Origin of the sequence: Kitasatospora phosalacinea (assembly GCF_000717185.1) — a bacterium.
Classification (GTDB): Bacteria; Actinomycetota; Actinomycetes; order Streptomycetales; family Streptomycetaceae; genus Kitasatospora; species Kitasatospora phosalacinea_A.
The window spans coordinates 51,883-76,241 of sequence record NZ_JNYE01000062.1 but is presented as its reverse complement, the minus strand read 5'-3'; the positions used below and the strand labels follow the sequence as shown (position 1 = coordinate 76,241).

The window sequence follows — 24,359 nt, the reverse complement described above, 5'->3', positions numbered from 1 at the left end:
CGTGCCGTGCTCCCTTGCCGCGGTGCCGTCCTGCTGCCCTACTGCTCCGCCAGGTACCGGGCCAGGCACTCGGTGACCAGCAGGTGGTCCTCCAGTTGCGGCAGGCCGGAGACGGTGACCGTCCCCACCATGCCGGTGCCCCGCACCAGTAGTGGGAAGGAGCCGCCGTGCGCGGCGTACCGTGCGGGGTCGAGGTCGAAGGTGCGGCCCTTGGCCCGGTGGCGCTCGCCCACCAGGTAGGAGGCCTCGCCGAAGCGGCGGACCACGGCCGCCTTGCGGCGGATCCAGTCGTCGTTGTCGGCGCTGGTGCCGGGCAGTGCGGCGTGGAAGGCGAGCTGCTCGCCGCGGCGGATGTCGACCGCGACCGGGAGGCTCCGTTCCAGGGCGGTGGCGACGATCAGCGAGCCGAGCCGCCAGGTCTCCGCCAGACCGGCCGCGGGGAGCTGCAACTCCCGGTGCTGGCGCTCCAGTTCGGGGATGCCCAGGCTCACGGCGCCACCACCTCGCCGGTGCGGGAGGAGCGCTGCGCCGCCTCCAGCACGCGCAGCACCGCGACGGCGTCGCCCGCGTCGACCGGGGCGGGTCCGCGGCCGTGCAGCGCCTCGGCCAGGCCCGCGTAGTACTCCTGGTAGCCGCCGGGCAGGGTCGGCACCGCCTCGGCGGCGTCCCCGGCCCGCAGCGAGCCCCACTGCTCGGGCGGGAGGACGCCCCAGCCCGGGTCGGCGGGGGTGCGGCCCGCGCGCAGCGCGTCCTCCTGGCCGTCCAGGCCGTGGACGACGTACGCGCCGCGCGAGCCCAGGACGCGGAAGCGCGGGCCGAGGTCGCCCGCGGTCGCGCTCATCCACAGGTGCGAGCGGGTGCCGTCGGCGTGGGTGAGGGCGACGAAGCTGTCGTCGTCGGTGGCGGCGCCGGTGCGGCGCGCGTCCAGTTCGGCGTAGACCCGCTCGGCCGGGCCGAACAGGACCAGTGCCTGGTCGACCAGGTGCGCGCCGAGGTCGTAGAGCAGGCCGCCGGCCGCGGCCGGTTCGCCCGACTCCCGCCAGGCGCCGGTGAGTTCGGGCCGCCAGCGCTCGAAGCGGGACTCGAACCGGTTGACCCGGCCGAGCCGGCCCGAGTCGAGCAGCTGCCGGACGGTGCGGAAGTCGCCGTCCCAGCGCCGGTTCTGGAAGACGCTGAGCAGCAGTCCCCGCTCCCGGGCCAGGGCGACCAGCCGTTCGCCCTCGGCGGCGGTGGCGGCGAGCGGCTTGTCGACCACGACCGGCAGCCCGGCCTCCAGCGCGGCGGTGGCCAGCGGGACGTGGGTGCGGTTGGGGGAGGCGACCACCAGCAGGTCCAGGCCCAGCTCGGGCGCGGCGGCCAGCAGCGCGTCGGCGTCCGCGAACAGGGCGGCCCGCGGGTGCTCGCGGGCCGCCCGGGCCCGGCGCTCCGGGTCGGCGGTCACCACGGCCGCCAGGCGCAGGCCCGGGGTGGTGCTGATCAGGGGCGCGTGGAAGACGGCACCGGCGAGGCCGTAGCCGACGAGTCCCACGTTGAGGGGCGAGGAGTCCATGCGCCAAGTTAAACAACAGTGTGGACTAACCGGCAAGCTCCCATAATCGACAGGTGACCACCGACCCGCCCGCCCCGCCCGCCCCGCCCGGAACCCCAGCCCCGCCCGGAACCTCAGCTCCAGCTCCAGCCCCCGCCCCCTCGCCCGACGCCCCCAGCCAGTCCTCCGCGCCCGGCGCCCTCAACCTCGCCCTGCTCCGCGACCGCAACGACGCCGCCGTGCTGCGCGCCGTCCGCGCCGCCGGGGACGGCACCAGCCGGGTCGAACTGGCCGTCCGCACCGGCCTCACCGCCCAGGCCATCAGCAAGATCACCGCCCGCCTGCTCGCCGACGGCCTGCTCACCGAGGCGGGCCGCAGCCACGTCGCGGGCCGCAGCGGCAAGCCCCGCACCCTGCTCCGGCTCGTCCCGGACGCCCGCTCCGCCCTCGGTGCGGAGATCGGCCGCCGCGAGCTCCACCTGCTCCGCACCGACCTGACCGGCGCCGTCGTCGTCCGGGCCCGCACGCCGATCGACCCGGACGGCGAGCCAGGCCCGATCCTGGACCGCCTGGCCGCCATGGTCCGCGAACTCACCGCGGACACCGGCGGGGGCCGCGTCCTCGGCCTCGGCCTGGCCTGCCCCGGTCCGCTCGACACCCGCGACGGCATCCTCCACCAGGTCACCGGCATGCCCCGCTGGCACGGCCTCCACCTGCGCGAAGCCGTCCAGGACCGCACCGGGCTCCCGGTCCTGGTCGAGAAGAACACCACCGCGGGCGTCCTCAGCCGCCCCGGCCCCGACCACCGCGCCTTCGTCTACCTCGGCGACGGCGTCGGCGCCGGTCTCGTCCTCGGCGGACGGGTCCAGCGCGGCGCCCGCACCAACGCGGGCGAGTTCGGCCACCAGTGCCTCGACCCGGACGGCCCGCCCTGCGCCTGCGGCGCCCGCGGCTGCCTCGAAGCCCTCTGCCTCGCCGCCCTGCGCACCGGCCGCACCGACCGGGCCGCCGCCGCCCTCGCCCTCGGCGTCGCCAACCTGGTCCGCCTCCTCGACGTCGAAGAGGTCGTCCTCGGCGGCGCCACCCTGCTCGGCGACCCCGAACCCTACGAGGCCGCCATCCGCACCGCCCTCGCCGCCCGCCTCCCCGACCCGCACTGGCAGCACGTCACCCTCACCCGCGCCACCGCCCTCGCCGTCCCCCAGGGCGCGGCCGCCCTCGCCCTGTCCCGCCTCTTCGGCTGACCGCGCCCCGCCGTTCCTGCCGTCCCGCCGTCCGGTCCCCTCCTCGGCGCCACCCCGGCGGTACCGTCGGAGCCGACACCCTACGGAGGAACCGATGCGCAGCGTCACCTATTCGATGAGCGTCTCGACCGACGGCTACGTCACCGGACCGGACGGCGGCCTGGACTGGGGGTTCCCCGACGAGGAGACCTTCCGCCTCGCCACCGACGAGGTGCGGGGGGCGGGCGTCCACCTGATGGGGCGGCGGCTGTACGAGACGATGCTCTACTGGGAGGGCGTCGACCAGAACCCCTCGCTCGCCTTCCCGACCGGCGAGTTCGCCGCGCTCTGGCGGGCGCTCCCCAAGGTGGTCTTCTCCACCACCCTGTCGACGGTCGAGGGCAACGCCCGCCTGGCCTCCGGCAGCCTCGCCCAGGAGATCGAACGCCTGCGCGCCGAACCGGGCGGGGGCGACATCGCGATCGGCGGCGCCACCCTCGCCGCCGAGGCGGCCGCCGCCGACCTGATCGACGAGTACCGGCTGCGGGTCTACCCCGTGCTGCTCGGCGGCGGCACCCCCTTCTTCCCCCGCCGCGACCGCCGCGTCGACCTCGAACTCGTCGAGACCCGCCCGCTCGGCCCCCGCGTCGTCCACCACCGCTACCGCGTCCTGCGCTGACCGGTACGGCGCTGACCGGTACGGCGCTGGCCGGTCCCGTGCCGACCGGTACGGTGCGGTGCAGGTGGTCAGAACCAGTCGGGGCGGGTGTCGGCGGCCGTGCGGTCCAGGGCGGTCAGCAGGTCGAACTGCGGCCCGGTGCGGGGGAGTTCGACGCGGAAGAAGTAGCGGACGGCCTGGCGCTTGCCCTCGTGGAAGCCGTCCCCGCCCCGGTCGTCGGGGAGGGCGAGGAACTGCTCCAGCCAGATCCAGGCCAGCACCACGTGCCCGACCGCCTCCAGGTAGACGGAGGCGTTGGCCAGCGCGGTGTCCGGGTCGCCGCCCGCCCACAGCGCGGCCGTGGTGTCCCCGACCCGGTCGGCGGCCGCGGCCAACCGGGCGGCCAGCGCGGCGGCTTCGCCGCCGAGGGCGGTGGCGCGGCGGACGGTGGCGCCGATGGTCTCCAGCAGCAGCCGCAGGCCCGCGCCACTGCCCATGACGACCTTGCGGCCGAGCAGGTCGAGGCCCTGGATGCCGTGGGTGCCCTCGTGGATGGGGTTGAGCCGGTTGTCGCGGTAGAACTGCTCGACGTCGTACTCGCGGGTGTAGCCGTAGCCGCCGTGGACCTGGATGGCCAGGTCGTTGGCGGCCAGGCACCACTGCGCGGGCCAGCTCTTGGCGATCGGGGTCAGCACGTCCAGCAGCAGCCGGGCCCGGGCCCGCCCGTCCGCGTCCTCGGCGGTGCGCTCCTCGTCCAGCAGGCGGCTGCAGTACAGGCCCAGCGCGAGGCCGCCCTCGACGTAGCTCTTCTGCGCCAGCAGCATCCGCTTGACGTCGGCGTGCTCGATGATCGGCACCTGCGCCGCGGCCGGGTCCTTGCCGGTGGGCGGGCGGCCCTGGGTGCGGGTGCGGGCGTAGTCCAGGGCGTGCAGGTAGCCGGTGTAGCCGAGCGCGGCGGCGCCCAGGCCGACGCCGATCCGGGCCTCGTTCATCATGTGGAACATGTACGCCAGGCCCTGGTGCGGCTCGCCCACCAGGAAGCCGACCGCGCCCGGCGCGCCCCCGGGGGTGTGCCGCCCCTCGCCGAAGTTGAGCACCGTGTTGGCCGTCCCCCGGTACCCCATCTTGTGGTTGAGGCCCGCCGGCACCACGTCGTTGCGCTCGCCGAGCGAACCGTCCGGCGCCACCAGGTACTTGGGAACGACGAAGAGCGAGATCCCCTTCACGCCCGCGGGCCCGCCGGGGATCTTCGCGAGCACCAGGTGGACGATGTTCTCGCTCAGCTCGTGGTCACCGGCGGAGATCCACATCTTGGTGCCGGTAATCCGGTGGGTGCCGTCCGGCTGCGGTACCGCGCGGGTGGTGATGTCGGCCAGCGAGGAGCCCGCCTGCGGCTCCGAGAGGCACATGGTGCCGAAGAACCGGCCCTCCACCATGGGCCGCACGTACGTGTCGACCTGCTCCGCACTGCCGTGCGCCAGCAGCAGGTTGGCGTTGGCCACGGTCAGGAACGGGTACGCCGCGGTGCCGACGTTCGCGGCCTGGAACCAGGCCATGCAGGCGTTGGCCACCACCTGCGGCAACTGCTGCCCGCCCACCGCCCGGCCCATCGCCGCACCGGCCAGCCCCGAGTCGGCGAACACCCGCAGCGCCCGCCCGACCTCCGGGATGACGTGCACCCGCTCGCCGTCGAACGTCGGTTCCCGGGCGTCGTTCTTCTTGTTGTGCGGGGCGAAGTGCCGGGCGGCGATCTCCGCACTGAGGTCGAGCACCGCGTCGACGGTCTCCCGGTCGTGCTCGGCGTAGCGCTCGCGCGCCGTCAGCGCGGTGACGTCCAGCCAGTCGTGGAGCAGGAAGTCCAGGTCACGGCGGGACAGCAGCAGGGAGTCCAAGGTGGGGCGTCCAATCGGGCAGCTCGGCGCCGGGTTGCCGACTCGCGAGTAACCTAAATTCGCCCCTCCCGCGAGTCAAGGCCGCGGCACTCCCTGCGGCAGCCCGGCGCGACCGCACCACCGCGTCCCTGCCGCGCAACGGCCTGATCCCCCGGCGCGCCGCCGAGGAGGGCGACGACACCGCGCTGCTGGTCCTGGATCGGGCGGTTCGGCGGTCGTCGGACCACGGTGGGTACGGCTCCTCTGCTCCCGCCGGAGCGGGCGCACCAGCGGCCCGCCGGGGACACCGAGGGGCCCGGCAGGTGGCGCACGCGCCCGCACCGCCCCGGCGCCACCCCGGTGCGGGGCCCACGCGGCCCGGGCGGACCCGTACCGCCGCCGGGGACCGTGCGCGCGGACACGGTCTCGGGGCGGCCGCCGCGAGCATCCGGGGGGAACGCGCCGTCCAGCGCCGCCCGGTGGTGCGTCCCTGGGCCAGGGTCCGGCAGGAGCTTCGGCAGGACGTCCCGTTCGGCGTCCGGCGGTTCACGGCGGAAGGGCCCGGCCTGCCCGGGCGCCGGTGCCGCCGCGCACCACCCGCGCGCACTCGCGCCGGAGCCGACGCGCCCGGGTCAAGGCTCCGGTCTGCGAGGAGAGTTGATGCCGACCAGGCGAACGGCCGCCGCACGCCTGCTCCAGCCGGGTGGATTCGCCCCGAGCGGAGCGGCGCGGGACGGTCGCGGCGCCGGACCGGCCTACGTTGGGGCGGCTGTTGTCCAACGTCCGGAATGGTGCTCCGTGTACACACGTGTGACTCGCTCTGCCGTACTCCTGATCACAGCGTTGCTGGCGCTGTGTCTCTTCCCCGGGGCGGCGTCCGCCCGCTGGACACCACCCGGCGGGCCAGGTGCCCCCGTCTCGGGCTCCGGGGTCGCGATGGTGATCGACGCCGCCACCGGCCCCGGCCAGAACTACGGCGGCTTCGAGGGCCCCGCCTCGCTCGACGTGCTCGCCGGGTACCCGGCGCCCGGCTACAGCACCAACGGCTACACGCCGGTGGACACCGGCTTCGGCGGGGTCATCTACGGCACCAGCACCACCGGCGGCCGACTGGAGCTGTACTGCATCGACCTCAACACCTCGACCGAGACCGGCCTCCCCTACGACCCTGGCACCTGGTCCCTCACCGGCGTCCCCCACCTCGGCCACGTGATGCGCATCCTCGCCCAGTACTACCCGTCGACCGCCGAACCCGCCGCCGCGACCAGCGACAACCAGCGCGCCGCCGCCGTCCAGGCCGCCATCTGGTTCTTCACCGACCGCTTCGTGCTCGCCACCGGCGACCCCCGCTTCGCCCTGACCTCGGCCATCGTCAACCGCGTCATCGCCCAGGGCCCGCAGGCCGAACCCGCCGCCGACCTCACCGTCCAGGGACCGGACAGCGCGACCACCGGCCAACTCGCGGGCCCCTACACCCTCCAGGGCGACGCCACCGAAGCCGCGCTCACCACCACCGGCGGCGAACTGTTCGCCGACTCCGCCGGCACCCAGCCGATCGCCGACGGTGCCACCGTGGCCGTCGGCACCCCGTTCTGGCTGCGCCCCACCGCGGCCGGAACCGCCCGGATCCACGCCACCGGCGTCGCCCGCAACCCGATCGGCCGGGCCTTCGTCTACGCCCCCGCCAACCCCGACGCCCCCGAGCCGCCCGACGCCCAGCGCCTCATCCTCGCCCAGGCCGCCACCGTCACCACCCGGGCCCAACTCGACGTCACCGTCACCGCCCCGTCCCCGTCTCCCTCTCCGTCCCCCACGCCCACGCCGTCCCCGACGCCCACGCCCACGCCGACACCGCCCAGCCCCCGCCCCACCCACGACCACGACCACGACCACGTCCTTCCCGACACCGGCACCCACATCCCCTGGCTGCCCGCCACCCTCGCCTTCGCACTGCTCACGGCCGGGACCGCCGCCCTGCTGCTCGCCCGGCGCCAGCGCTGACCCAGGGGCCCGAGCAGCGTGCCGCCCCGGCCGCCGCTGCTCGGGCCCTCGGTCGGGGGGAGCGGCCGCGGTGGCTGCTCCCCGTGGGTGAGTGCACGAACCACCCTGTCGTGGAGCGTGCGCCGGGCCCGTGCGGGTGCGCTAGGAATCGGTGCGCGGGGGTTCTGTCGATCAACGAGGAGTCACATCGTGTTCAGGCGTTCTCTGGTGGTGCCGACGCTGGTACTGCCGCTGCTGCTCGCCGCACCGCAGCCCGTCGGGGCCGCGACCCGTTCACCGGCCTTCGCCGTGTCCGTCGCCACCTGCAACCAGGGCTACGCCGGCACCGACGACAGTGTCCAGGGCCGGATCACCTCCACCACCGGGGCGCAGTCCTCCTGGCAGGAGTTCGACAAGCCGTACTACAACGACTTCGAGGCCGGGGACAGCGACACCTACGGCCTGCCCGTCCCGGCGGGCTTCGGCGAGCCCGCCTCCTTCCAGCTGTGGAAGGGCGGTAGCGACGACTGGTGCGTCAAGAGCGTCATCCTGCGCTCCCCGAGCGGCAAGAAGTACGTCGTGAACATGCAGCCCACCAACGGCACCCACTGGATCACCGAGGACGCCGAGCGGGTCGAGCGCGGCAACGGCTACACCCGCTACTGGCACCACGAGTACAGCCCCGACTGGCAGGTGATCGAGGGCGAGCTCTACGGCTGAGCTCCGGCGCCTCCCCCGGGCCACCGGGGGAGGCCGCCCGCGCCCTGCGCGGTGTCGCCGTCCAGGAGCACCGACCCGTCGCACCCCGCCACGAAGCAGTCGTGGAAGTGCAGGTGGGACCGGGCCCCGACCTCCGCCTGCGCGGCCCGGACGACGCACTCCCGTCCCTGTTCGGCATCGCCGACGCGGTCGGCATCGTCATCGAGGGCCTTGCCCCCCGCCCGTAGCCGGGCCGGGGCGAACCTCCTTCGGGAGGGAGCCGCGGTCCGCGCCGGTGCACCCCGGGCGCGGTGGGGGCGCCCGGTCACCGCTTCGGCCCCTTGCGGGGCGGTTTCCCGCCCTCCTTCCCCTGCTTGTCGCCGTCGGTGCGGGGTGCTTCCGGCGGGTCGGTCCGCGGGCCGGGTCCGGGCCGTGCCGCGTCCTGCGGGGCGGGGCCGGACGGCGTCCCGTCCCGTGGGGCCGATCCGGCCGGCGTGCCCCCGCTGCCGGTGCTCGCCGTCGGCGCCTGCGCCGGTGCGGTGGAGGGCGCGGCGGTGGGGGAGGGGACGGGGGCGACCGCGGGCTGTCGTGCGGGGCCCTTGGCGCTGAACGCCATGCTTCCGGCGCCGGTGGCGAGCAGCAGGGCGGCCGTTGCCGCGGACAGGGCGACGCGCTTGCGCCGGGTGGCGCTCCGGCGCGCGGGTGATTCGTACCCGAAGGTCGGCAACGGCAGCGGCAGCGGCAGCGTCCGCGGGTCGAGCAGGTCCGCGCAGGCCGCGGCGGACGGGCGCGCCCCGGGGTCCGTCCGGGTCATGGCGCGCAGGGCCCGGGCGAGCCGTGCGGGCGTGCCCGGGGGGACGGAGGGGGAGTGCAGCAGGCGGGCCACCGCCGCTTCCATGGGCCCGCCGGGGTAGGCGCGCCGTCCGGTGAGGCACTCGATCAGCAGCAGGCCCAGGGCGTAGACGTCGGCGGGCGGGCGGGCGCCCTGACCGCGGATCTGCTCCGGGGCCAGGTAGGCGGGGGTGCCGACGACGAAGCCCGTCCGGGTCGCGTCGGCGTCCTCGGTGTACTCGTCCGAGGGGCGGCGCGCGATGCCGAAGTCCGTGAGGCGGGGGGTTCCCGCGCTGTCGATCAGGACGTTGGACGGTTTGATGTCGCGGTGGACGACGCCGTGGTCGTGGACGAAGGCGAGGGTGCGGGCGAGTTCCCGGCCGAGCCGGAGGGTGGCGGAGGCGGGCAGCGGTGATGCGCGCAGCGTGTCGGCCAGGGTCGTCCCGTCCACGAGTTCCAGGACGAGGTAGGGGCGGTCGTCGACGCTGCCGTGGTCGTAGACCTCGACCACGCCGTGGTGGCGGAGCCGGGCCAGGGTCCGCGCCTCGGCGGTGAACCGGCGGGCGAACTCCTCGGGAGCGCTGCGGCGCAGGACCTTCAGCGCGACCTCCCGGCCCAGGCGCAGGTCGACGGCGCGCAGCACCTCGGCGGCGCCCCCTCGCCCCAGGGTTCCTTCGACCCGGTACCGGTCGGCGAACAGGTCCGTGTCGTCGATGCTCTCCACTGTCACGTTCACGCCGCTCCCTGTTGCCGGACGGCCGGCCCCGTCGTGCAGACGGGCCGCGGTCCGCTGGCGCGTACCCCCGATGGGTGGCGCGATGCCCGGTCCGCCCGGGGAGCGGGCGATCCGGCCGCGGCGCCCGCCCGGCCCCCGCCCACGGCCGGGGCTGGCCCGCGACGACCCGCTGACCGCAGGGCGGGACAGACGGACGCCTCCTGCGCGGGCTGTCCGCATGAAGAGACCGGCCCGCTCGGGCGCGGCCGTCCCGTATACCGTGCGCACGTCCGGGCGCGGCTGAACCGGACGTACCGTCGACCACGGAAGGCATGCGGAGCAAGGGGTGCAGGTAGCGGTTCTGGGACCGTTGGTGGTGCGTCGCGAAGGCGCGGTGGTGGACCCCGGGCGGCGCGGGCAACGGCTCCTGCTGATCCGGCTGCTGCTCGCGGACAACCGCGCGGTGGCTCCGGAGACACTGTGCGAGGACCTGTGGCAGGGGCGGCCCCCGGCTGCGGCGATGCCCTCGCTGCACGCCCACGTCAGCAAGCTGCGCGCGGCGCTGGAGCCGGAACGGCGCGGGACCGGACGCTTCGAGACCCTGGTGACCGAACCCGGCGGGTACGTCCTACGGGTACCGCCCCAGGGCCGGGACACGGTGCGCTTCACGGAGACGGTCGCGCGCGCCCGGTGGGACGTGGCGGCCGGCCGGGTCCGGGAGGGGCTGGCGACCGTCGAACAGGCCCTGGGCATGTGGCGCGGTGCCGCACTGGCCGACGCCGCCGAACAGCCGTTCGCCGCACCGGAGATCGCCCGCCTGGACGGCCTCCGGCAGAGCGCCGCCGAACTGCACGCCGCCGCACTGCTGTGGGACGGCCAGGTCCCGCGCGCGCTGTCCGTCGCGGAGCAGCTGACCGCCGAGCACCCGCTGCGCGAGACCGGCTGGGCCCTGCTGCTGCGGGCCCTGTACCTCTCGGGCCGCCACCCCGAAGCACTGCTGCGCTACGAAGGCCTGCGCAGGCACCTCGCCGACGAACTCGGCCTCGACCCCGGCCTCGAACTGCGCGCCCTCCACCACGGCATCCTCCACCACGACCTGCCGCCCCTCACCCCGGTGCCGTGGGCACCGGGCGCCGGGACGACGACGCCCCTCACCCCGGCGCCTCCGGACGCGCCCGTCCGACGGGAGCGCTCCCACGGGCCGGAGGCGGGGAGCCCCGACCGGCCCGTGACCGCGGCGGCGCCGGCGCCGCGGAGCGGTGCCCCGGAGCCGCCGCGCCCGGCCCAGCTCCCTCCCGACCTGGCGGTCTTCGCCGGCCGGGTGGCCGAGTCGGCCTGGCTCTCGGCCGCGGAGGACGCGCCGGACCGCCCGGGCCCGGGCACCACCAGGGTGGTGGTCATCGGCGGCGCCGCCGGAGTGGGCAAGACCACCTTCGCGGTCCACCACGCCCACCAGGTCGCCCCGCTCTTCCCCGACGGCCAGCTGTTCGTTAACCTGTGCGGCTTCCACCCCCGCCTGCCCGCGGTGGACCCCGGCCACGTCCTGCACGGCTTCCTCACCGCGCTCGGCGTCCCCGCCGAGCGCGTCCCGGAGGACACCGCCGCCCGCGCCGCCCTGTTCCGCAGCACGTCGAGCGGACGGCGCATCGTCGTCGTCCTGGACAACGCCCGCGACGAGGAGCAGGTCCGGCCGCTGCTACCGAGCAGCCCCGGCTGCCTGGTGCTGGTCACCAGCCGCAACCGACTCACCGGGCTCGTCGCCGGCAGCGGCGCGCGCTCCCTCACCCTCGAGCCGCCCTCGGACACGGAGGCCCGCGAGATGCTGGCCCGGTGCCTCGGACGCGAACGCCTCGACGCCGAACCGGAGGCCACCGCCAACATCATCCGGTTGTCCGGGCACCTGCCGCTGGCCCTGGCCGTCGTCGCGGCCCGCGGCGCCCTCGACCCGACGTTCCCGCTGAGCGCCTTCGCCGACGACCTGCGGGCGGCCGACAACCGCCTCGACGCCCTCACCACCTTCGACGCCGGCACCGATCCGCGCACCGTCTTCTCCTGCTCCTACCGGGCCCTCGACGAGCCCGCCGCCCGCCTCTTCCGGCTCCTCGCCCTCCACCCCGGGCCCGACGCCACCGCTCCGGCCGTCGCCAGCCTCACCGCGCTCCCGCTGCCCCGGGCCCGCCACCTGCTCACCGAACTCACCCGGGTCCGGCTCGTCGAACAACCGGTGCCCGGCCGCTTCACCCTGCACGACCTGCTCCGCGACTACGCCACCGAACTCACCCACGAGCAGGACAGCCGCGCCGAACGCGACGCCGCCACCCTCCGCGTGCTGGACCACTACTCCTCCACCGGCCACGCCGGCAACCTCCTGCTGAACCACGAGCCGAAACCCGTCGCGCCCGGCCCGCCCAGCCCCGGCACCGTCCCCGAACGGTTCGGGGACTGCGAGCAGGTGGCCCGCTGGTTCACCGCCGAACAGCAGCTGCTGACCCGGCTGTTCCAGACCGCCGTCGCCCAGGGCCTCGACCGCCAGGTCATCGGCCTGGCCCGGGTGCTGAAGGAGCACCTGAACCGCCACGAACGCTGGTCCGAGGCCGTCGCCGTGCTCTCGCACGCCCTGGACGCGGCCCGCCGCGAGCGCGACCGCTTCGAGCAGGGGCGGTGCCTCCGCATGATCGGCGTCATGCACGGCCAGACGGGCCACCAGGAGGAGGCCATGAGCCGGCTGGAGGACTCGGCCGCCCTCTTCGACTCCCCCGACGGCCCCGAGGCCCTCGTCGAGCAGGTCCGCACCCAGTACGCCGCCTCGTACGTCCTGGGCCTGTTCGGCCGCCACGAGGAAGCCCTCGCCCGGGCGGAGCGGTCACTCGCACTGGCCCGGGCGACGGGGGACCCCCGGTGGACGTCCGACCCGTTGAACGCGGTCGCCACCCACCACACGCTCCTGGGGCGGCCCGAGCAGGGCATCGCCTACGGCCACCAGGCCGTCGCCGCGTTCCAGGGCCTGAACGCGCCGTGGCGGGAGGCGATGTGCCGGGACAGCCTGGGCCGCGCCTACCAGGCCCTCGGCCGGCACCGGGAGGCCCTGGACTCCCACCGCCGGGCGCTGGAAGTGTTCGAGGAGACGTGCGACCGCAAGCACGCCATCAGGTCGCTCAGCCGCATCGGCGACCTCCACCTGGCCATGGGCGACCGGGAGGAAGCCCGGGAGGCCTGGACCCGGGCGCTCGGGCACGGCGGCGGGTCGACCGAGGACGCGTTCGAAGGACTCGCATCCGTACGGGCGCGGCTCGCCGCCCTGGCCTCCTCGCCCCGGCGGTGAGCACCGGCCCGGCCCGTTGCGAGGCGGACGGGTTCCGCCGCCGCGCCGGGGCCGGCTAGCCCGCGAGGACGCCCTGCTTCTCCAACGCCTTGCGCAGCGCCCGCACGGCGTAGAAGGCGCGGCTCTTCACCGTGCCGGGCGGGACGTCGAGGTACTCGGCGGCCTGGGCCACGCTGCACTCCAGGTAGTACATGAGGCGGATGACGGTCCGCTGCTGCTCGTTCAGTTCCCGCAGGGCCCCCAGCACCGCATGGGTGGTGAGCGTGGATTCCGTGCTGTCCCAGGACGCGTCCAGGTCCTCGACCGGGACGAGTTCCAGGGGCCGCGTCCGCCGGGCCCGGTGGTGGTCGATGACGAGGTTCCTCGTCACGGCGTACAGCCAGGGCCGGACGTGTTCGCCGCGGTCGCCCAGGGACCGGCCGTGCTTCCAGGCGCGGACCGCGGTCTCCTGGATGATGTCCTCCGCCTTGTGCCAGTCGCCGTCGAGCAGTCGCGTGGCGTACCGGACGAGCAGCGGCCCGTACCGGTCGTAGACGTCCCGCACCAAGTCGTCGCAGTCGGTGCCGGGGTCGGTGTCGGTGTCCGAGGGGACGTGCCGGGTGTGCGCCCGGGACGGCGCGAAGGGGGTCCCCGCTTCGATGATCCCATTCATGGGTGGTGCCCGTTCCTGTTCGAGTGTGCTGTGACCTGCTCTCCCGCCCGCGCGGTCGAACGGCTCCACACTCGTGGGGGCCCCTTGGCCGAACCTTGTCGTCTTCTTGTCGCGGCTCCTCGGCGTCTGCCGCCCGCCCGGGCCGGGCGGGCGGGCGGCACCACCGGGGCGGACCCCGCTACGCGGAGACCGGCAGGTTCCACTTCTGGGCGGCGGTCCCGTTGCAGTCCCGGAGCTGGATCCGGTTGCCGTTGGCCGTCCCGGAGCCGGCTCGCCCTCGCCGACCTGCGGGCCCTGCCCGACCCGCCGACCGCCCTGTTCACCAGCAACGACCTGATCACCCAGGGGGTCCTGGACGCGATGGACGACCCGGACGGCCAGGACCACCCGCGGGCCGCCGGGCACCCCCTCCCGATGGCCATCGTCGGCTTCGACGACCTGCCGCTCGCCAAACGGCTCGACCCGCCCCTGACCGTCGTCAGCCAGGACCCGGTGGCGGTCGGCAGCACCGCGGCCAACCTCCTGTTCGCCCGGATAGCCGGCGACCGCTCCGCCCCGCGCAAGGTCGTCCTGCTCACCCGCCTCGTCGAACGCCGCTCCGGGGAACGGCCGGGCCACCGCCCCGACCGGCCCGCCGGCACCTGAAGCACGGCGGCCGGCGGGGGAGGGCGGCTCAGACGCTCTCGAAGAGCAGCTGCGAGCCGGCGGTGATCAGGCCGGGGACCTCGAACTCCAGCTCCACCAGGGTGCTGGCGCCGGGCGCCAGGACGTAGCGGCCGATCTCGCAGCGGGGGACGGTGGGCCGCACGTAGAGGGTGGCGATCCGGGCCGGTCCGCCGTCGACCCGGACGGAGGCGGCGCCGTTCCAGGTGTCGCCCGGCACGTCGGTGGCGGCGGTGACGTTGGAGCCGAAGGTGAGCACGGCGGTGCGGCTCTGCGCCGAGGGGTTGGTCAGCCGGGCGCGGACGGCGTAGCGCATGCCGTAGTTGCCCCAGCTGCGCTGCGAGGAGTCGGCGAGGGCGGCCGTGGCGGCCACGGTCTGGTCCAGCGCGGCGACCTGGCGCTGCGTCGTGTTGAGGGCCAGGCCCAGGTAGGAGCCGGCGGCGGGGACCGTGACGTCGAAGGTGCCGCTCTCCCAGCGGGAGGCGGCGTAGACGCCCGCCTCGCGGCCGTAGGTGGTCGCGGTCTGGGAGACGATGTTGCCGGGGGCGGCCTGCGCGTCGTTCTGGGTGTAGTTGACCGCGGTGGCGGTGCTGCCGTCGGTGGTGACCGCGGTGTACACGTACACGCCGCCCGAGGCGGTCACCTCCAGCAGGCCGTCGACGATCGAGGAGGTCATCGGGACCTTGGCCACCTCCACCACGGTGCGCGGCTGGACGGCCGTGGCGGCCAGGTACGTCCGGGTGGTGCCGGCCGCCCAGTCGTAGGAGGTGGCGTAGCAGGGGCCGGTGCCGGCGCGCTGGGCCGGGTCCTGGACCAGCGGCTTGTCGGCGTTGGTCCAGATCGCGCCGGACGCCTGGACGGTGACCGCGGCGTTGTTCGGGTTGGACACCAGGACGTGCAGGTAGGCCGTGCCGCCGGTGCTGTTCTGGTGGTACAGGTACACCGGGAAGGTGCCCGAGAGCGGGTGGGCGGAGCCGCCGCGGTTGGCGGTGGTGCGGGCGCACTGGGCGAGCCAGCCGGGGCCGGTGAAGGTCTCCGGGTTGTTGGAGACGAACATCTCGGCTCCGGTCGGGCCGCCGGGCAGGGGGAAGAGCTGGTCGCGCGGGACGGTGGGGCCGGGGGCGGAGGGGGTGCCGACCGTCCAGGAGCCGGCGTCGACGGAGGCGGTCGACGCCGTGGCGCAGCCGCAGCCCTTGCGGGCGGCCTCCAAGTGGTCACTACCAGTTCTGGCGTGGGCCGGGGCGGCCGCGAGCGGGACCGCAGCGCCCGCGAGGAGCGCGGGGGCCAGGCCGAGGACGGTCCGCCGGGAGGGAGCGGGGTGGTGGTTCACGTGTTTCTCCTCGTGAGAGTGGGGGGCCGCCCGGGGCGCGGAGGTGCGGGGGCGGTCACGTGACGGTCTCCGGGGCGGTCGCCGAGCGGCCCGCCGGAGCCATAGAGGTAGATACCAGAAGCGGCGGCAGGCCATAAGTGGCTAGGACCGAATTGGGCGTGCAGATCGGCGATCCCGCAGCGGAATGGGGTGGTTTGGATGGATTCTCGGCCGAGAAAAGCGAATCGGATCCCGCCGGGGGTTGACGTGCAGGGGGACCAGCTGCCAACTTTCTCGTCAAGTGGTCCGTACCACTTCCGGAACGATCCGGCCTCCTTCGCCCTCCCCCGCCGTAGTAGGAGAGTCATGCCCAGCAGCAGAGGCATCCGCCTGGCCGCCGCCGTCATCACCGTCGCCCTCGCCACGAGCGCCTGCGGTCTGGGGTCCGGCGGCTCGTCGACCGACCAGGGCGGCGCGCCGTCCGGCAAGGTCGGCGGCACCATCACGCTGGAGACGCTGCAGCTCAAGCCGACCTTCACCGACTACATGAACGGCGTCATCGCCGCGTACGAGAAGGAGCACCCGGGCACCGAGGTCAACTGGGTCGACATCCCGTTCCAGGGCGCCCAGGAGAAGCTGACCGCCGACGCCGCGGCCGGGAACCTGCCCGACGTGGTCAACCTGAACCCCCAGTTCGCCCAGGCGCTGGAGGCCAAGGGCCTGTTCGTCGACCTGGACCAGGCCGCGGCCGGCGTCAAGGCGTCCTACGTGCCCGGCGCCTGGTCGGCCTTCCAGGTGCCCGGCCGGCAGGGCTCCTTCGGCCTGCCGTGGTACCTCACCTCCGAGGTCACCATGTACAACAAGGACCTGTTCGCGAAGGCCGGGCTGGACCCGGAGAAGCCCCCGGCGACCTTCGACGAGCTGCTCGCCGACGGCGCCAGGCTCTCCGCGGCCGGCCAGGGCGCCTTCTACGGCATCCACCCCGCGCTGGAGAACCGGTTCGTCACCGACCTCGCCAAGCAGGGCGTGCCGCTGCTGGACGCCTCCGGCAAGAAGTGGACCTTCAACACCCCCGAGGCCGCCGCCTACCTGCAGAAGCTGGTCGACGCCTACAAGGGCGGCGTCTACCCGCAGGACTCGCTGACCCAGAACCACAGCAAGGAGAACGAGGCCTACCAGTCCGGCCGGATCGGCCTGCTGCCCTCGGGCCCCAACTTCCTCGCCACGATCAAGAAGAACGCCGCCGACATCGCCGCGAACACCGGCGTCGGCCCGCAGATCACCGGCGCGTCGGGCGCCACCAACATGTCCGTGATGGGCCTGCTGGTCCCGAAGTCCGGCAAGAACCAGGCCACCGCCCTGGACTTCGCCGAGTACCTCTCGAACGCGCAGAACCAGCTCGCCTTCAGCAAGATCGTCACGATCCTGCCCAGCACCCTCGAGTCCCTCAAGGACCCGTACTTCAAGGCCGAGGGCGACACCACCCCCGAGGGCACCGCCCGCCGGATCTCCGCCGAGCAGATCGCCAGGGCCCGGAACCTGGTGCCCGTGCAGTACGACTCGCGGGTGACCGCGGCCGTCGTCGGCAAGGTCCAGCTCGCGCTCCAGGGCAAGCTGACGCCGCAGCAGGCGCTCGACCAGGCGGTCGAGGAGGCCGACAGGATCACCGGCGCCGCCGGCTGAGCCCGGGGCCGGACGCCTTCCCCCGGCGGCGTCCGGCCCCGCCGTCCTGCGCCGCCGACCCGGCCGGCCAGGACCCGCCGTCGCGGGCGACCCGTCCCCCGTGGCCGCCCGCGACGGCACCCCGCCGGAGACCCGCGCCCCACCCGCCCCGTACGACAGGAGACCCCCGTGACCGGCCGACGCTGGTACGTCCCCTGGCTCTTCCTCCTCCCGGCCCTGGCCGTGGCCGTCTGCTTCTTCATCGTCCCGTTCGCCAACACCGCCGTGCTGTCGTTCACCGACGCCAGCACGCTCGGCGGCGGCACCTTCACCGGCACGCACAACTACGCGCGGCTGCTGCACGACGACCAGTTCTGGCAGTCGGTGCGCAACACGCTGCTGTACATCGCCGTGGTGGTGCCCTGCCTGGTGGTGCTGCCGCTGCTGCTCGCGGTGCTGGTGCAGAAGCGGATCGCCGGCATCGGCTTCTTCCGGGCGGTCTTCTACTCGCCGGTGGTGGCGTCCATGGTGGTCGCGGGCCTGATCTGGTCCTGGCTGCTCTCCGACGACGGCCTGGTCAACTCGGTGCTGCGCGGCCTCCACCTGGTCGCCGGGCCGGTGCCGTTCCTCACCGACGCGCACCTGCTGCTGTTCAGCGCCATGGCGATGACCGTCTGGAAGGGCCTGGGCTACTACATGGTGGTCTACCTGGCCGCGCTGGCCAACGTGCCCCGCTCGCTGCTGGAGGCGGCCGAGGTCGACGGCGCGGGCGCCGTGCGGCGCTTCCGCCACGTCACCCTGCCGCTGGTGCGGCCCACCATGGTGCTGGTCGCCACCCTGGCCGCGATCGGCTCCGCCAAGGTGTTCGCCGAGGTCTACACCCTCAGCGACGGCAGCGCCGGGCCGGGCGGCGAAGCCCGCACCCTGGTCTACACCATTCGTGAGGTCGGCCTCGGCCTCGGCGGCGAGGCGGGCTACGCCTCCGCGATGAGCATCGTGCTGTTCCTCGGCACCCTCGGCCTGTCCGTCGCCGTCACCCGCCTCAACTCCCGGGAGGAACGGGCATGACCACGCTGCAGACCCCGCCCACCCCGGCCGCCGCGGACCCGCGCCGACCGGCCGCCCCCGCCCCGACCGCCCGCCGGGTCCGCGCCGCCGCCGGACTGGCCGGCCGCTACCTGCTGCTGGCGCTCGTGTTCGCGCTCACCGTCGGCCCGTTCCTGTGGCAGCTGTCCACCTCCCTCAAGGGCAACGGCGAGCGGGTCTTCGGCTACCCGCCCCAACTCCTGCCCGCCCACCCCACCCTGCACCACTACGCCGAGGTGCTGGACACCGTCCCCGTGCTGCGCTACGCGGGCAACTCGCTGGTCGTGGCGCTCGGTTCGGTGCTCACCAACTGCCTGCTCGGCTCGATGGCCGGCTACGCACTGGCCCGGATGAAGTTCCGCGGCCGCGGCCTCGCCGCCGGGATCTTCCTCGCCACGATGATCATCCCGTTCGAGAGCATCATGGTCTCCGAGTTCCTGGTCGCCCGGTCGCTGCACCTGACCGACACCCTGCTCGGCGTGATGCTCCCCGGCGCCGCCTCCGGCCTGTCGGTGATGCTGATGCGCAACGCCTTCCGCCGCCTGCCCGCCGAGGTCGAGGAGGCCGCGATCCTGGACGGCGCCGGCGAGTGGACGCGGTTCCGGCGGATCGCCCTGCCCTCCGTCCGCGGCACCCTGGCCGCCGTCGCCATCTTCAGCTTCGTCTTCAGCTGGGACGACTTCCTGTGGCCGCTGGTCTCGCTCTCCGACCAGGGCAAGTACACGCTGACCGTGGGGATCCAGTACCTGTCCGGCACGTTCACCAATGACCAGCGCGTGATCGCCGCAGGCACCATGATGGCCGTCGTGCCGCTGCTGGCCCTGTTCTTCGCCCTGCAGCGGTTCTTCTTCCGTGGCGTGGGTGAGGGAGCGGTCAAGGGATGAACACGACGACGAACGGCACCGCGCGCGGGGTCGGCAAGCAGGCAGGGGCCGCCGAGCCCCGCGAACCCAAGCACGAGACGCTGCGCCGCGCCCTGCTCGACCTCGTCGAGGGCGCCGCGCCGCACGACCCGCTGCCCAGCGAACGCGACCTGATGGCCCGCTACGACGTCAGCCGGGTCACCGTGCGCCGCGCCGTCGAACGCCTCAGCCAGGAGGGCCACCTCTACCGGGTCCAGGGCTCGGGGACCTTCGTCGCCGACCGCGAGACGATCAGCAAGTCGCTGCACCTGACGTCCTTCTCCGAGGACATCCGGGCCCGCCGCATGACCCCCGCGGGCCGCCTGCTGCTGATGGAACGCGTCCCGGCCGACGTCGTCAACGCCCGCGACCTGTTCGTCGAACCCGGCACCCCCCTGGTCCACCTGGAGCGGCTGCGCACCGCCGACGGCGAACCCATGTGCCTGGAGAACGTCTGGCTGCCCGAGGCCCTGCTGCCCGGCCTGCTCGACCAGGGCGAACCCGCCTCGCTCTACACCCTGCTGGAGCGGGCCGGCGCCGCCCCCGAGAGCGCCCAGCAGACCGTGCGGGCCACCCTCGTGGACGCGGCCCAGGCCGCCCTGCTGAACGTGCCCCCGCAGTTCCCCGCCCTGTACGTCGAGCGGGTCACCCGGGACGCCCGCGGCCGCGCCGTCGAACGCGCCGTCAGCCTCTACCGCGCCGACCGCTACGACTTCACCTTCACCATCACCAGGGAACGCCGACCATGAGCACCACCCCCGGGCACCGCGCAGCGGTGCCGCCGGTCCTCGCCGTGGACATCGGCGGCACCAAGACCACGGCGGCCGTCGTCACCGAGGCCGACGGCCGCCCCGTGCCGATCCTCCGGCGCACCGTCCCGACGCCCGCCGCCGACGGCGGCGCCGCCGTCCTCGCCGCCGCCCTGCGGCTGGCCGTCCTCGCCGCCGAGGAGGGCACCGCGCTCGGAGCCGCGCCCGTCGCCGTCGGCTTCGGCACCGCGGGCGTCGTCGACGCCCGCGGCCGCGAGATCGTCGCCGCCACCTCCGCGCTCCCCGGCTGGGCCGGAACCGAACTGGCCGCGGCCGCCGAACGGGAACTGCGGCTGCCCGCCACCGTCCTGAACGACGTGCAGGCGTTCCTGTCCGGCGAGTGCGCAGCCGGGGCCGCCCGGCACACCGGGGTGGCCGTCGGCGTGATGGCCGGCACGGGCATCGGGGGAGCCGTCGCCGTCGGCGGCCGAGTCCTGCGCGGCGCCCACGGCGCGGCCGGCCACCTCGGCCACCTGCCCGTCCCCGGGGCGGAAGGAACCGCCTGCCCGTGCGGGGCGACCGGGCACGTCGAGTCGCTGGCCGCGGGCCCGGCCATGGCCGCCGAGGCCCGCCGGCGACTGCCCTACCGCCACCTGCCCGACCTCCGCGCCGTCGCTGCGCTGGCCAAGGCCGGGGACCCGGTCGCCCGGTCCGTCCTGCACTCCGGCGGGTACGCCCTGGGCACGGCACTGGCGGGCGTCGTCGCCGCGCTCGACCCCGACGTGGTCGTCCTCGGCGGCGGCGCGGCCGCCGCCGGCCCCTGGTACGAGACCGGCCTGCGCGCCGCCCTCGCCGTCCACACCCTGCCCCTGCTGGCCGACGTCCGGGTGGTGCGCTCCGCACTGGACGCCGACGCCGTCCTGATCGGCGCGGCGGCGGAGGCCCGCACGCAGGCCGGGACGGGCACCGCGGCCCCGGACGCCCGCGCCGCGCGGACCGAACGGCCGCACACCGCGGATCCCGACGGCGCGTCCGCCGTCGCCCCGGCAGGGGGGAGCGGCGGGCCGCAGGGCGCGGACGCTCCCGGAGCGGGGACCGCCGGGGTCGGCGGACCGGGCGGCGCCCGCCCGCCGCACACCGCGGATCCCGACGGCGCGTCCGCCGTCGCCCCGGGCGGGACGCCGACGCGCTCGCGCGGGCCGAGCCGGGCCGACCAGGTGTCCAGCCGGCGCGGTCCGGCCGTCGCCCCGGGCGGCGGCGCCGGACGCACCGGCGGGCCCGCCGCCGTCGGCGCCCGCCCGCCGGGGACCGGCGCCGCGCCCGGGGCGGCCCCCGCGGACGCCCCCGCACCGCCTGCCGCGTCGACCCGCGACACCCGCGGGCAGCGGGCCGCCGAACCCTCCGAAAGCGCAGGAACGCCGTGAGCACCCCCCGCATCGCCCTGGTCCCGCTGGACGAACGCCCGGCCTGCGCCGAACTGCCGCGCCTGGTCGCCGCCGTGGCCGGCGTCCACCTGCTCACCCCGCCCGCCGACACCATGCCGAGACTGCGGGAACCCGGCGACCCCGACGCCCTCGCCGCCTGGCTCGCCGCCGTCGAGGCCGACGCCGCCGTCGTCTCCCTGGAGACAGTGGGACACGGCGGCCTGATCGCCTCCCGCACCCGCCCGGCCACCGTCGCCTCCGTCACCGCCGCCTGGGCGCCGCTGCACGCCCTGGCCGCGCGCGGCGTCGCCGTGCACGCCGTCACCCTGATCACCCGGACCCCCGACTCGGCCGACGCCATGGAGGAGCCCGCCTACTGGGACCCGCACGGCCCGGTCCTGCACCGGCTCTCCGCCGACCTGCACCGCGGCGCCGACGACCCGGCCGCCGTCGCCGCGACCCTGGGGGCCGCCGAGGTGCCGACCGCCGTCCGCGCGGACTTCCTCACCCGCCGGGTGCGCAACCACGCCGTCAACCTGGCCGCCCTGGAACTGGTCGCCGACGGCACCCTGCGCACCCTCGTCGTCGGCGCCGACGACACCGCCGAGCACGGTCTGGCCACCGCCGAACTGCACTGGCTGGACACCTGGACGGCCTGGCTCGGCCTGCACGGACGCGTCAGCGTCCGGCCCGGCGCCGACGAGGCCTGCACCGTGCTGCTCGCCCGCACCCTGCTCGACCTGCTGGGCGGCCCCGCGCCGACCGTCCGGATCGAGGCCGCCGACCCGGCCGGGCTGCGCCGCACCGCCGCCTACGAGAACGTGCCGGTGGCCACCACGGCGACCCGGCAGCTCCAGGCCTGCGGGGCGGTCGTCCTCCCGGACCCGGACACCGGCACCCCGGACACCGGCACCCCGGACACCGGCACCCCGGACACCGGCACCCCGGACGTCGTGCTGCTCGTGCACACCCCCGACGGCACCGGTGACTGGGCGGTCGCCCCGCCCGCCGCCACCGACCCGGCCCCCGCCCGGGCACTGGCCGCCCGCGCCGCCGACCTGCTGGCCGCCGGACAGGCCGTCGCCGTCGCCGACTGCGCCCAACCCAACGGCGCCGACCCGGAGTTGGTCCGCGCCCTGGCCGAGGCGGGGATCCTGGAGCAGCTGACCGCGTACGCGGGCTGGAACACCGCGGGCAACACCCTGGGCACGGTGGCCGCCCACACCGTGACGGCCGTCGCCGCCCGCCGGGCCGGGCGCTTCGACGAACGCGCCCACCGGCGCCTGCTGCTGCACCGCCTGGTCGAGGACCGGGGCTGGATGAGCGGCGAACGCGCCCGCGTCCGCGCCGTCCTCGGCAGCGACCCCACCCGGCACGACCACGTCCCCGCCGACCACCCCGTGCTCGCCGACATCGCCGCCGGCCTGGCCCGCCGCCGCGCCGAACTGCCCGGCTTCGACGGCCTGGCCGTCGACCCCGGCTCCGTCCGGCTGCCCTGGTCCCGGACCTTCGAGGTCGACTTCACCCTCACCGGGGGCGCCTGCGACCACGGCGCCGCCGACGTCGCCCACCCCGCCCCCGCCACCCGCCCCGGCGCCCCGGAGGACGCCCGATGACCCCCCACGAGACCACCCCCGTCCAGCAGTTGACCGCCGAGACCGCCGAGATCGCCGTGATCGGCGGCGGACTCGGCGGCGTCGCCGCGGCCCTGGCCGCCGCGGAAGCGGGCCGTACCGTGGTGCTGACCTGCGAGCAGCAGGTGCTCGGCGGGCAGATCACCACCCAACTCGTCCCGGCCCTCGACGAACACCCGCACATCGAGGCGCCCGGCGGTGCCTCCGCCTCCTACCAGCGGCTGCGCCGCGCGCTGCGCGCCGAGTACGGCGGCGCCGACAACCCCGGCGGCGGCTGGGTCAGCCGCCTGTGCTTCGAGCCCGCCGCGGCGCTGCGCGTCCTCGACGCCCTGCTCGCCCCGCACGTCGCCGCCGGCCGGCTGCGGATCGTCACCGGCGTGCGCCCCGTCCGCGCGGTGCGCGAGGACGGGCGCCTGACCTCGGTGCGGCTGCGCGACCGGGAGGGCCGCGAACTCGCCGTCGCCGCCGTGCTGTTCTGCGACGCCACCGAGACCGGCGAGCTGCTGCCGCTGGCCGGCGCGCCCTGGGCGATCGGCTCGGAGGGCCGCGCCGCATTCGGCGAGAGCCTCGCGCTGCCCGGCGGCCCGCACCCGCACGCCGTGCAGTCCTGCACCACCGGCCTGCTGGTCGAGCACCGCCCCGGCGAGGACCACACCGTGCCGCGGCCCGAGGGGTACGAACGCTGGCGCGACGCCCAGCCGTTCACCCTGGAGATCGCCGGCTGGGACGGCCGCGCGCACCGCTACCGGATGTTCACCGAAGGGCCGGACGGCCACCCGCCGTTCTGGACGTACCGCCGCCTGCGCGAGGGCGCGCGGTTCGGCACCACCGACCTCGCCCTGATCAACTGGGCGGGCAACGACTACGCCGACACCTCCCTCGTGCACGAACCCGAACGGGCCCGCGCCGAGTCCCGCCGGCTGTCCCTCGCCTTCCTGCACTGGCTGCAGACCGAGTGCCCGCGCGACGACGGCAGCGGCCGCGGCTACCCGGGCCTGCGCCCGGTCGCGGACGGGCACTGCGCCCCCGGCGGCCTGGCCGCCGAACCGTACGTGCGCGAGTCCCGCCGCCTGGCCCCGGCCGCGCCCGTCCGGCAGCAGGACCTGGAGCCCGTCCCCGGTGCGGCCCGCGCCGCGAACCGGCCCGACAGCGGCGGCCTGGCCCTCTACCACATGGACCTGCACGCCCGGATCGGCCACCCGCAGTCGGCGTACTCGCCCACGGCGCCGTTCCAGGTCCCGCTGTCGGCACTGGTGGCCGACACCCCGCGCAACCTGCTGGCCGCCGCGAAGAACCTGGCGGCCACCCAGGCCGCCGCGGCCGCCTACCGGGTGCACCACGGCGAGTGGGCGGTCGGCGAGGCGGCCGGAACGCTGGCCGCGCAGGCCCTCGCCCGCGCCCTCGACCCGGCCGAACTGCTCGCGGAGCGCGCCGAGTTGACACACCTCCAG

At 75.6% G+C, this 24,359-nt stretch carries 19 protein-coding genes and 1 pseudogene; 14 read left to right on the top strand and 6 right to left on the bottom strand.

What is annotated here, in order from left to right; genetic code table 11:
- Nucleotides 1-38: 38 nt before the first annotated feature.
- Together OO57_RS24450 and OO57_RS24445 are read right to left on the bottom strand one after the other, a co-directional pair.
- Complete coding sequence (locus OO57_RS24450) at nucleotides 39-491, bottom strand: heme-degrading domain-containing protein (protein ID WP_033254766.1); 453 nt, start codon at nucleotides 489-491, stop codon at nucleotides 39-41.
- Nucleotides 488-1,549: a Gfo/Idh/MocA family oxidoreductase gene (locus OO57_RS24445; protein WP_033254765.1), complete on the bottom strand. Its 1,062-nt coding sequence runs from the start codon at nucleotides 1,547-1,549 to the stop codon at nucleotides 488-490. The genes OO57_RS24450 and OO57_RS24445 overlap by 4 nt, the downstream gene beginning before the upstream one ends.
- A gap of 53 nt (nucleotides 1,550-1,602) precedes the next feature.
- Here OO57_RS24445 and OO57_RS24440 point away from each other — a divergent pair, with 53 nt between their 5' ends.
- Together OO57_RS24440 and OO57_RS24435 are read left to right on the top strand one after the other, a co-directional pair.
- Nucleotides 1,603-2,772 (top strand): ROK family protein, encoded by a 1,170-nt coding sequence (locus OO57_RS24440; RefSeq protein WP_081973920.1) that lies wholly within the window; start codon nucleotides 1,603-1,605, stop codon nucleotides 2,770-2,772.
- Between the two features lie 94 nt (nucleotides 2,773-2,866).
- A complete protein-coding gene (locus OO57_RS24435) occupies nucleotides 2,867-3,430 on the top strand; it encodes a dihydrofolate reductase family protein (protein ID WP_033254764.1) in 564 nt (187 codons plus the stop codon).
- A gap of 68 nt (nucleotides 3,431-3,498) precedes the next feature.
- Here OO57_RS24435 and OO57_RS24430 read toward each other — a convergent pair whose 3' ends face one another.
- A complete protein-coding gene (locus OO57_RS24430) occupies nucleotides 3,499-5,301 on the bottom strand; it encodes an acyl-CoA dehydrogenase (RefSeq protein WP_033254763.1) in 1,803 nt (600 codons plus the stop codon).
- A 915-nt stretch (nucleotides 5,302-6,216) separates the two neighbouring features.
- Between OO57_RS24430 and OO57_RS46925 the strand changes: the two genes are divergently transcribed.
- From OO57_RS46925 to OO57_RS46920, 3 genes are all read left to right on the top strand, one after another.
- The gene (locus OO57_RS46925) at nucleotides 6,217-7,281 is read left to right on the top strand and encodes a thioester domain-containing protein (RefSeq protein ID WP_033254762.1); all 1,065 of its coding nucleotides are present in this window, start codon (nucleotides 6,217-6,219) and stop codon (nucleotides 7,279-7,281) included.
- Nucleotides 7,282-7,470: 189 nt separating this feature from the next.
- A complete protein-coding gene (locus OO57_RS24420; protein ID WP_158715215.1) occupies nucleotides 7,471-7,980 on the top strand; it encodes a PLAT/LH2 domain-containing protein in 510 nt (169 codons plus the stop codon).
- 101 nt (nucleotides 7,981-8,081) lie between these two features.
- Nucleotides 8,082-8,207, top strand: coding sequence for a hypothetical protein (locus OO57_RS46920; RefSeq protein ID WP_267884982.1), 126 nt, complete (start codon nucleotides 8,082-8,084; stop codon nucleotides 8,205-8,207).
- Between the two features lie 77 nt (nucleotides 8,208-8,284).
- Here the strand turns inward: OO57_RS46920 and OO57_RS39780 are convergent, their stop codons facing one another.
- Nucleotides 8,285-9,526: a serine/threonine-protein kinase gene (locus tag OO57_RS39780; RefSeq protein ID WP_158715214.1), complete on the bottom strand. Its 1,242-nt coding sequence runs from the start codon at nucleotides 9,524-9,526 to the stop codon at nucleotides 8,285-8,287.
- A 352-nt stretch (nucleotides 9,527-9,878) separates the two neighbouring features.
- Between OO57_RS39780 and OO57_RS38605 the strand changes: the two genes are divergently transcribed.
- Complete coding sequence (locus tag OO57_RS38605; protein ID WP_063737634.1) at nucleotides 9,879-12,827, top strand: AfsR/SARP family transcriptional regulator; 2,949 nt, start codon at nucleotides 9,879-9,881, stop codon at nucleotides 12,825-12,827.
- A gap of 55 nt (nucleotides 12,828-12,882) precedes the next feature.
- Here the strand turns inward: OO57_RS38605 and OO57_RS24405 are convergent, their stop codons facing one another.
- Complete coding sequence (locus OO57_RS24405; protein WP_033254760.1) at nucleotides 12,883-13,479, bottom strand: sigma-70 family RNA polymerase sigma factor; 597 nt, start codon at nucleotides 13,477-13,479, stop codon at nucleotides 12,883-12,885.
- Here OO57_RS24405 and OO57_RS41435 point away from each other — a divergent pair.
- Entirely contained in the window at nucleotides 13,420-14,124 is a 705-nt protein-coding gene (locus tag OO57_RS41435; RefSeq protein WP_081973926.1) for a substrate-binding domain-containing protein, read from the top strand. The two genes, OO57_RS24405 and OO57_RS41435, sit on opposite strands and share 60 nt — an antisense overlap.
- A 28-nt stretch (nucleotides 14,125-14,152) precedes the next feature.
- Here the strand turns inward: OO57_RS41435 and OO57_RS24395 are convergent, their stop codons facing one another.
- A complete protein-coding gene (locus tag OO57_RS24395; protein WP_158715212.1) occupies nucleotides 14,153-15,472 on the bottom strand; it encodes a DUF3370 family protein in 1,320 nt (439 codons plus the stop codon).
- A 345-nt stretch (nucleotides 15,473-15,817) separates the two neighbouring features.
- Between OO57_RS24395 and OO57_RS24390 the strand changes: the two genes are divergently transcribed.
- The 7 genes and pseudogenes from OO57_RS24390 to OO57_RS45935 form a co-directional block, all read left to right on the top strand.
- Nucleotides 15,818-17,134 (top strand): ABC transporter substrate-binding protein, encoded by a 1,317-nt coding sequence (locus OO57_RS24390; protein ID WP_033254758.1) that lies wholly within the window; start codon nucleotides 15,818-15,820, stop codon nucleotides 17,132-17,134.
- Between the two features lie 168 nt (nucleotides 17,135-17,302).
- Complete coding sequence (locus OO57_RS24385; protein WP_051778187.1) at nucleotides 17,303-18,181, top strand: carbohydrate ABC transporter permease; 879 nt, start codon at nucleotides 17,303-17,305, stop codon at nucleotides 18,179-18,181.
- Entirely contained in the window at nucleotides 18,178-19,083 is a 906-nt protein-coding gene (locus OO57_RS24380; RefSeq protein WP_033254757.1) for a carbohydrate ABC transporter permease, read from the top strand. Before OO57_RS24385 ends, OO57_RS24380 begins: the two co-directional genes overlap by 4 nt.
- Nucleotides 19,080-19,850 carry a GntR family transcriptional regulator gene (locus OO57_RS24375; protein ID WP_081973917.1) on the top strand — a complete coding sequence of 257 codons (771 nt, stop codon included), beginning with the start codon at nucleotides 19,080-19,082 and terminating at the stop codon, nucleotides 19,848-19,850. The genes OO57_RS24380 and OO57_RS24375 overlap by 4 nt, the downstream gene beginning before the upstream one ends.
- Nucleotides 19,847-21,274: an ROK family protein gene (locus OO57_RS42870; RefSeq protein WP_063737633.1), complete on the top strand. Its 1,428-nt coding sequence runs from the start codon at nucleotides 19,847-19,849 to the stop codon at nucleotides 21,272-21,274. The genes OO57_RS24375 and OO57_RS42870 overlap by 4 nt, the downstream gene beginning before the upstream one ends.
- Nucleotides 21,271-22,890 (top strand): DUF4127 family protein, encoded by a 1,620-nt coding sequence (locus OO57_RS24365; RefSeq protein WP_051778186.1) that lies wholly within the window; start codon nucleotides 21,271-21,273, stop codon nucleotides 22,888-22,890. The genes OO57_RS42870 and OO57_RS24365 overlap by 4 nt, the downstream gene beginning before the upstream one ends.
- Nucleotides 22,887-24,317: pseudogene (locus OO57_RS45935) on the top strand (FAD-dependent oxidoreductase); the annotation flags it as partial. The gene OO57_RS24365 and the pseudogene OO57_RS45935, both read left to right, overlap by 4 nt.
- Nucleotides 24,318-24,359: the final 42 nt, after the last annotated feature.

Bases quoted from the DNA above. Each gene is read 5' to 3' on its own strand.
- OO57_RS24445 (WP_033254765.1), bottom strand. From the start codon at position 1,549: ATGGACTCCTCGCCCCTCAACGTGGGACTCGTCGGCTACGGCCTCGCC.
- OO57_RS24435 (WP_033254764.1), top strand. From the start codon at position 2,867: ATGCGCAGCGTCACCTATTCGATGAGCGTCTCGACCGACGGCTACGTC.
- OO57_RS46925 (WP_033254762.1), top strand. From the start codon at position 6,217: ATGGTGATCGACGCCGCCACCGGCCCCGGCCAGAACTACGGCGGCTTC.
- OO57_RS24405 (WP_033254760.1), bottom strand. From the start codon at position 13,479: ATGAATGGGATCATCGAAGCGGGGACCCCCTTCGCGCCGTCCCGGGCG.
- OO57_RS24390 (WP_033254758.1), top strand. From the start codon at position 15,818: ATGCCCAGCAGCAGAGGCATCCGCCTGGCCGCCGCCGTCATCACCGTC.
- OO57_RS24380 (WP_033254757.1), top strand. From the start codon at position 18,178: ATGACCACGCTGCAGACCCCGCCCACCCCGGCCGCCGCGGACCCGCGC.
- OO57_RS24375 (WP_081973917.1), top strand. From the start codon at position 19,080: ATGAACACGACGACGAACGGCACCGCGCGCGGGGTCGGCAAGCAGGCA.
- OO57_RS42870 (WP_063737633.1), top strand. From the start codon at position 19,847: ATGAGCACCACCCCCGGGCACCGCGCAGCGGTGCCGCCGGTCCTCGCC.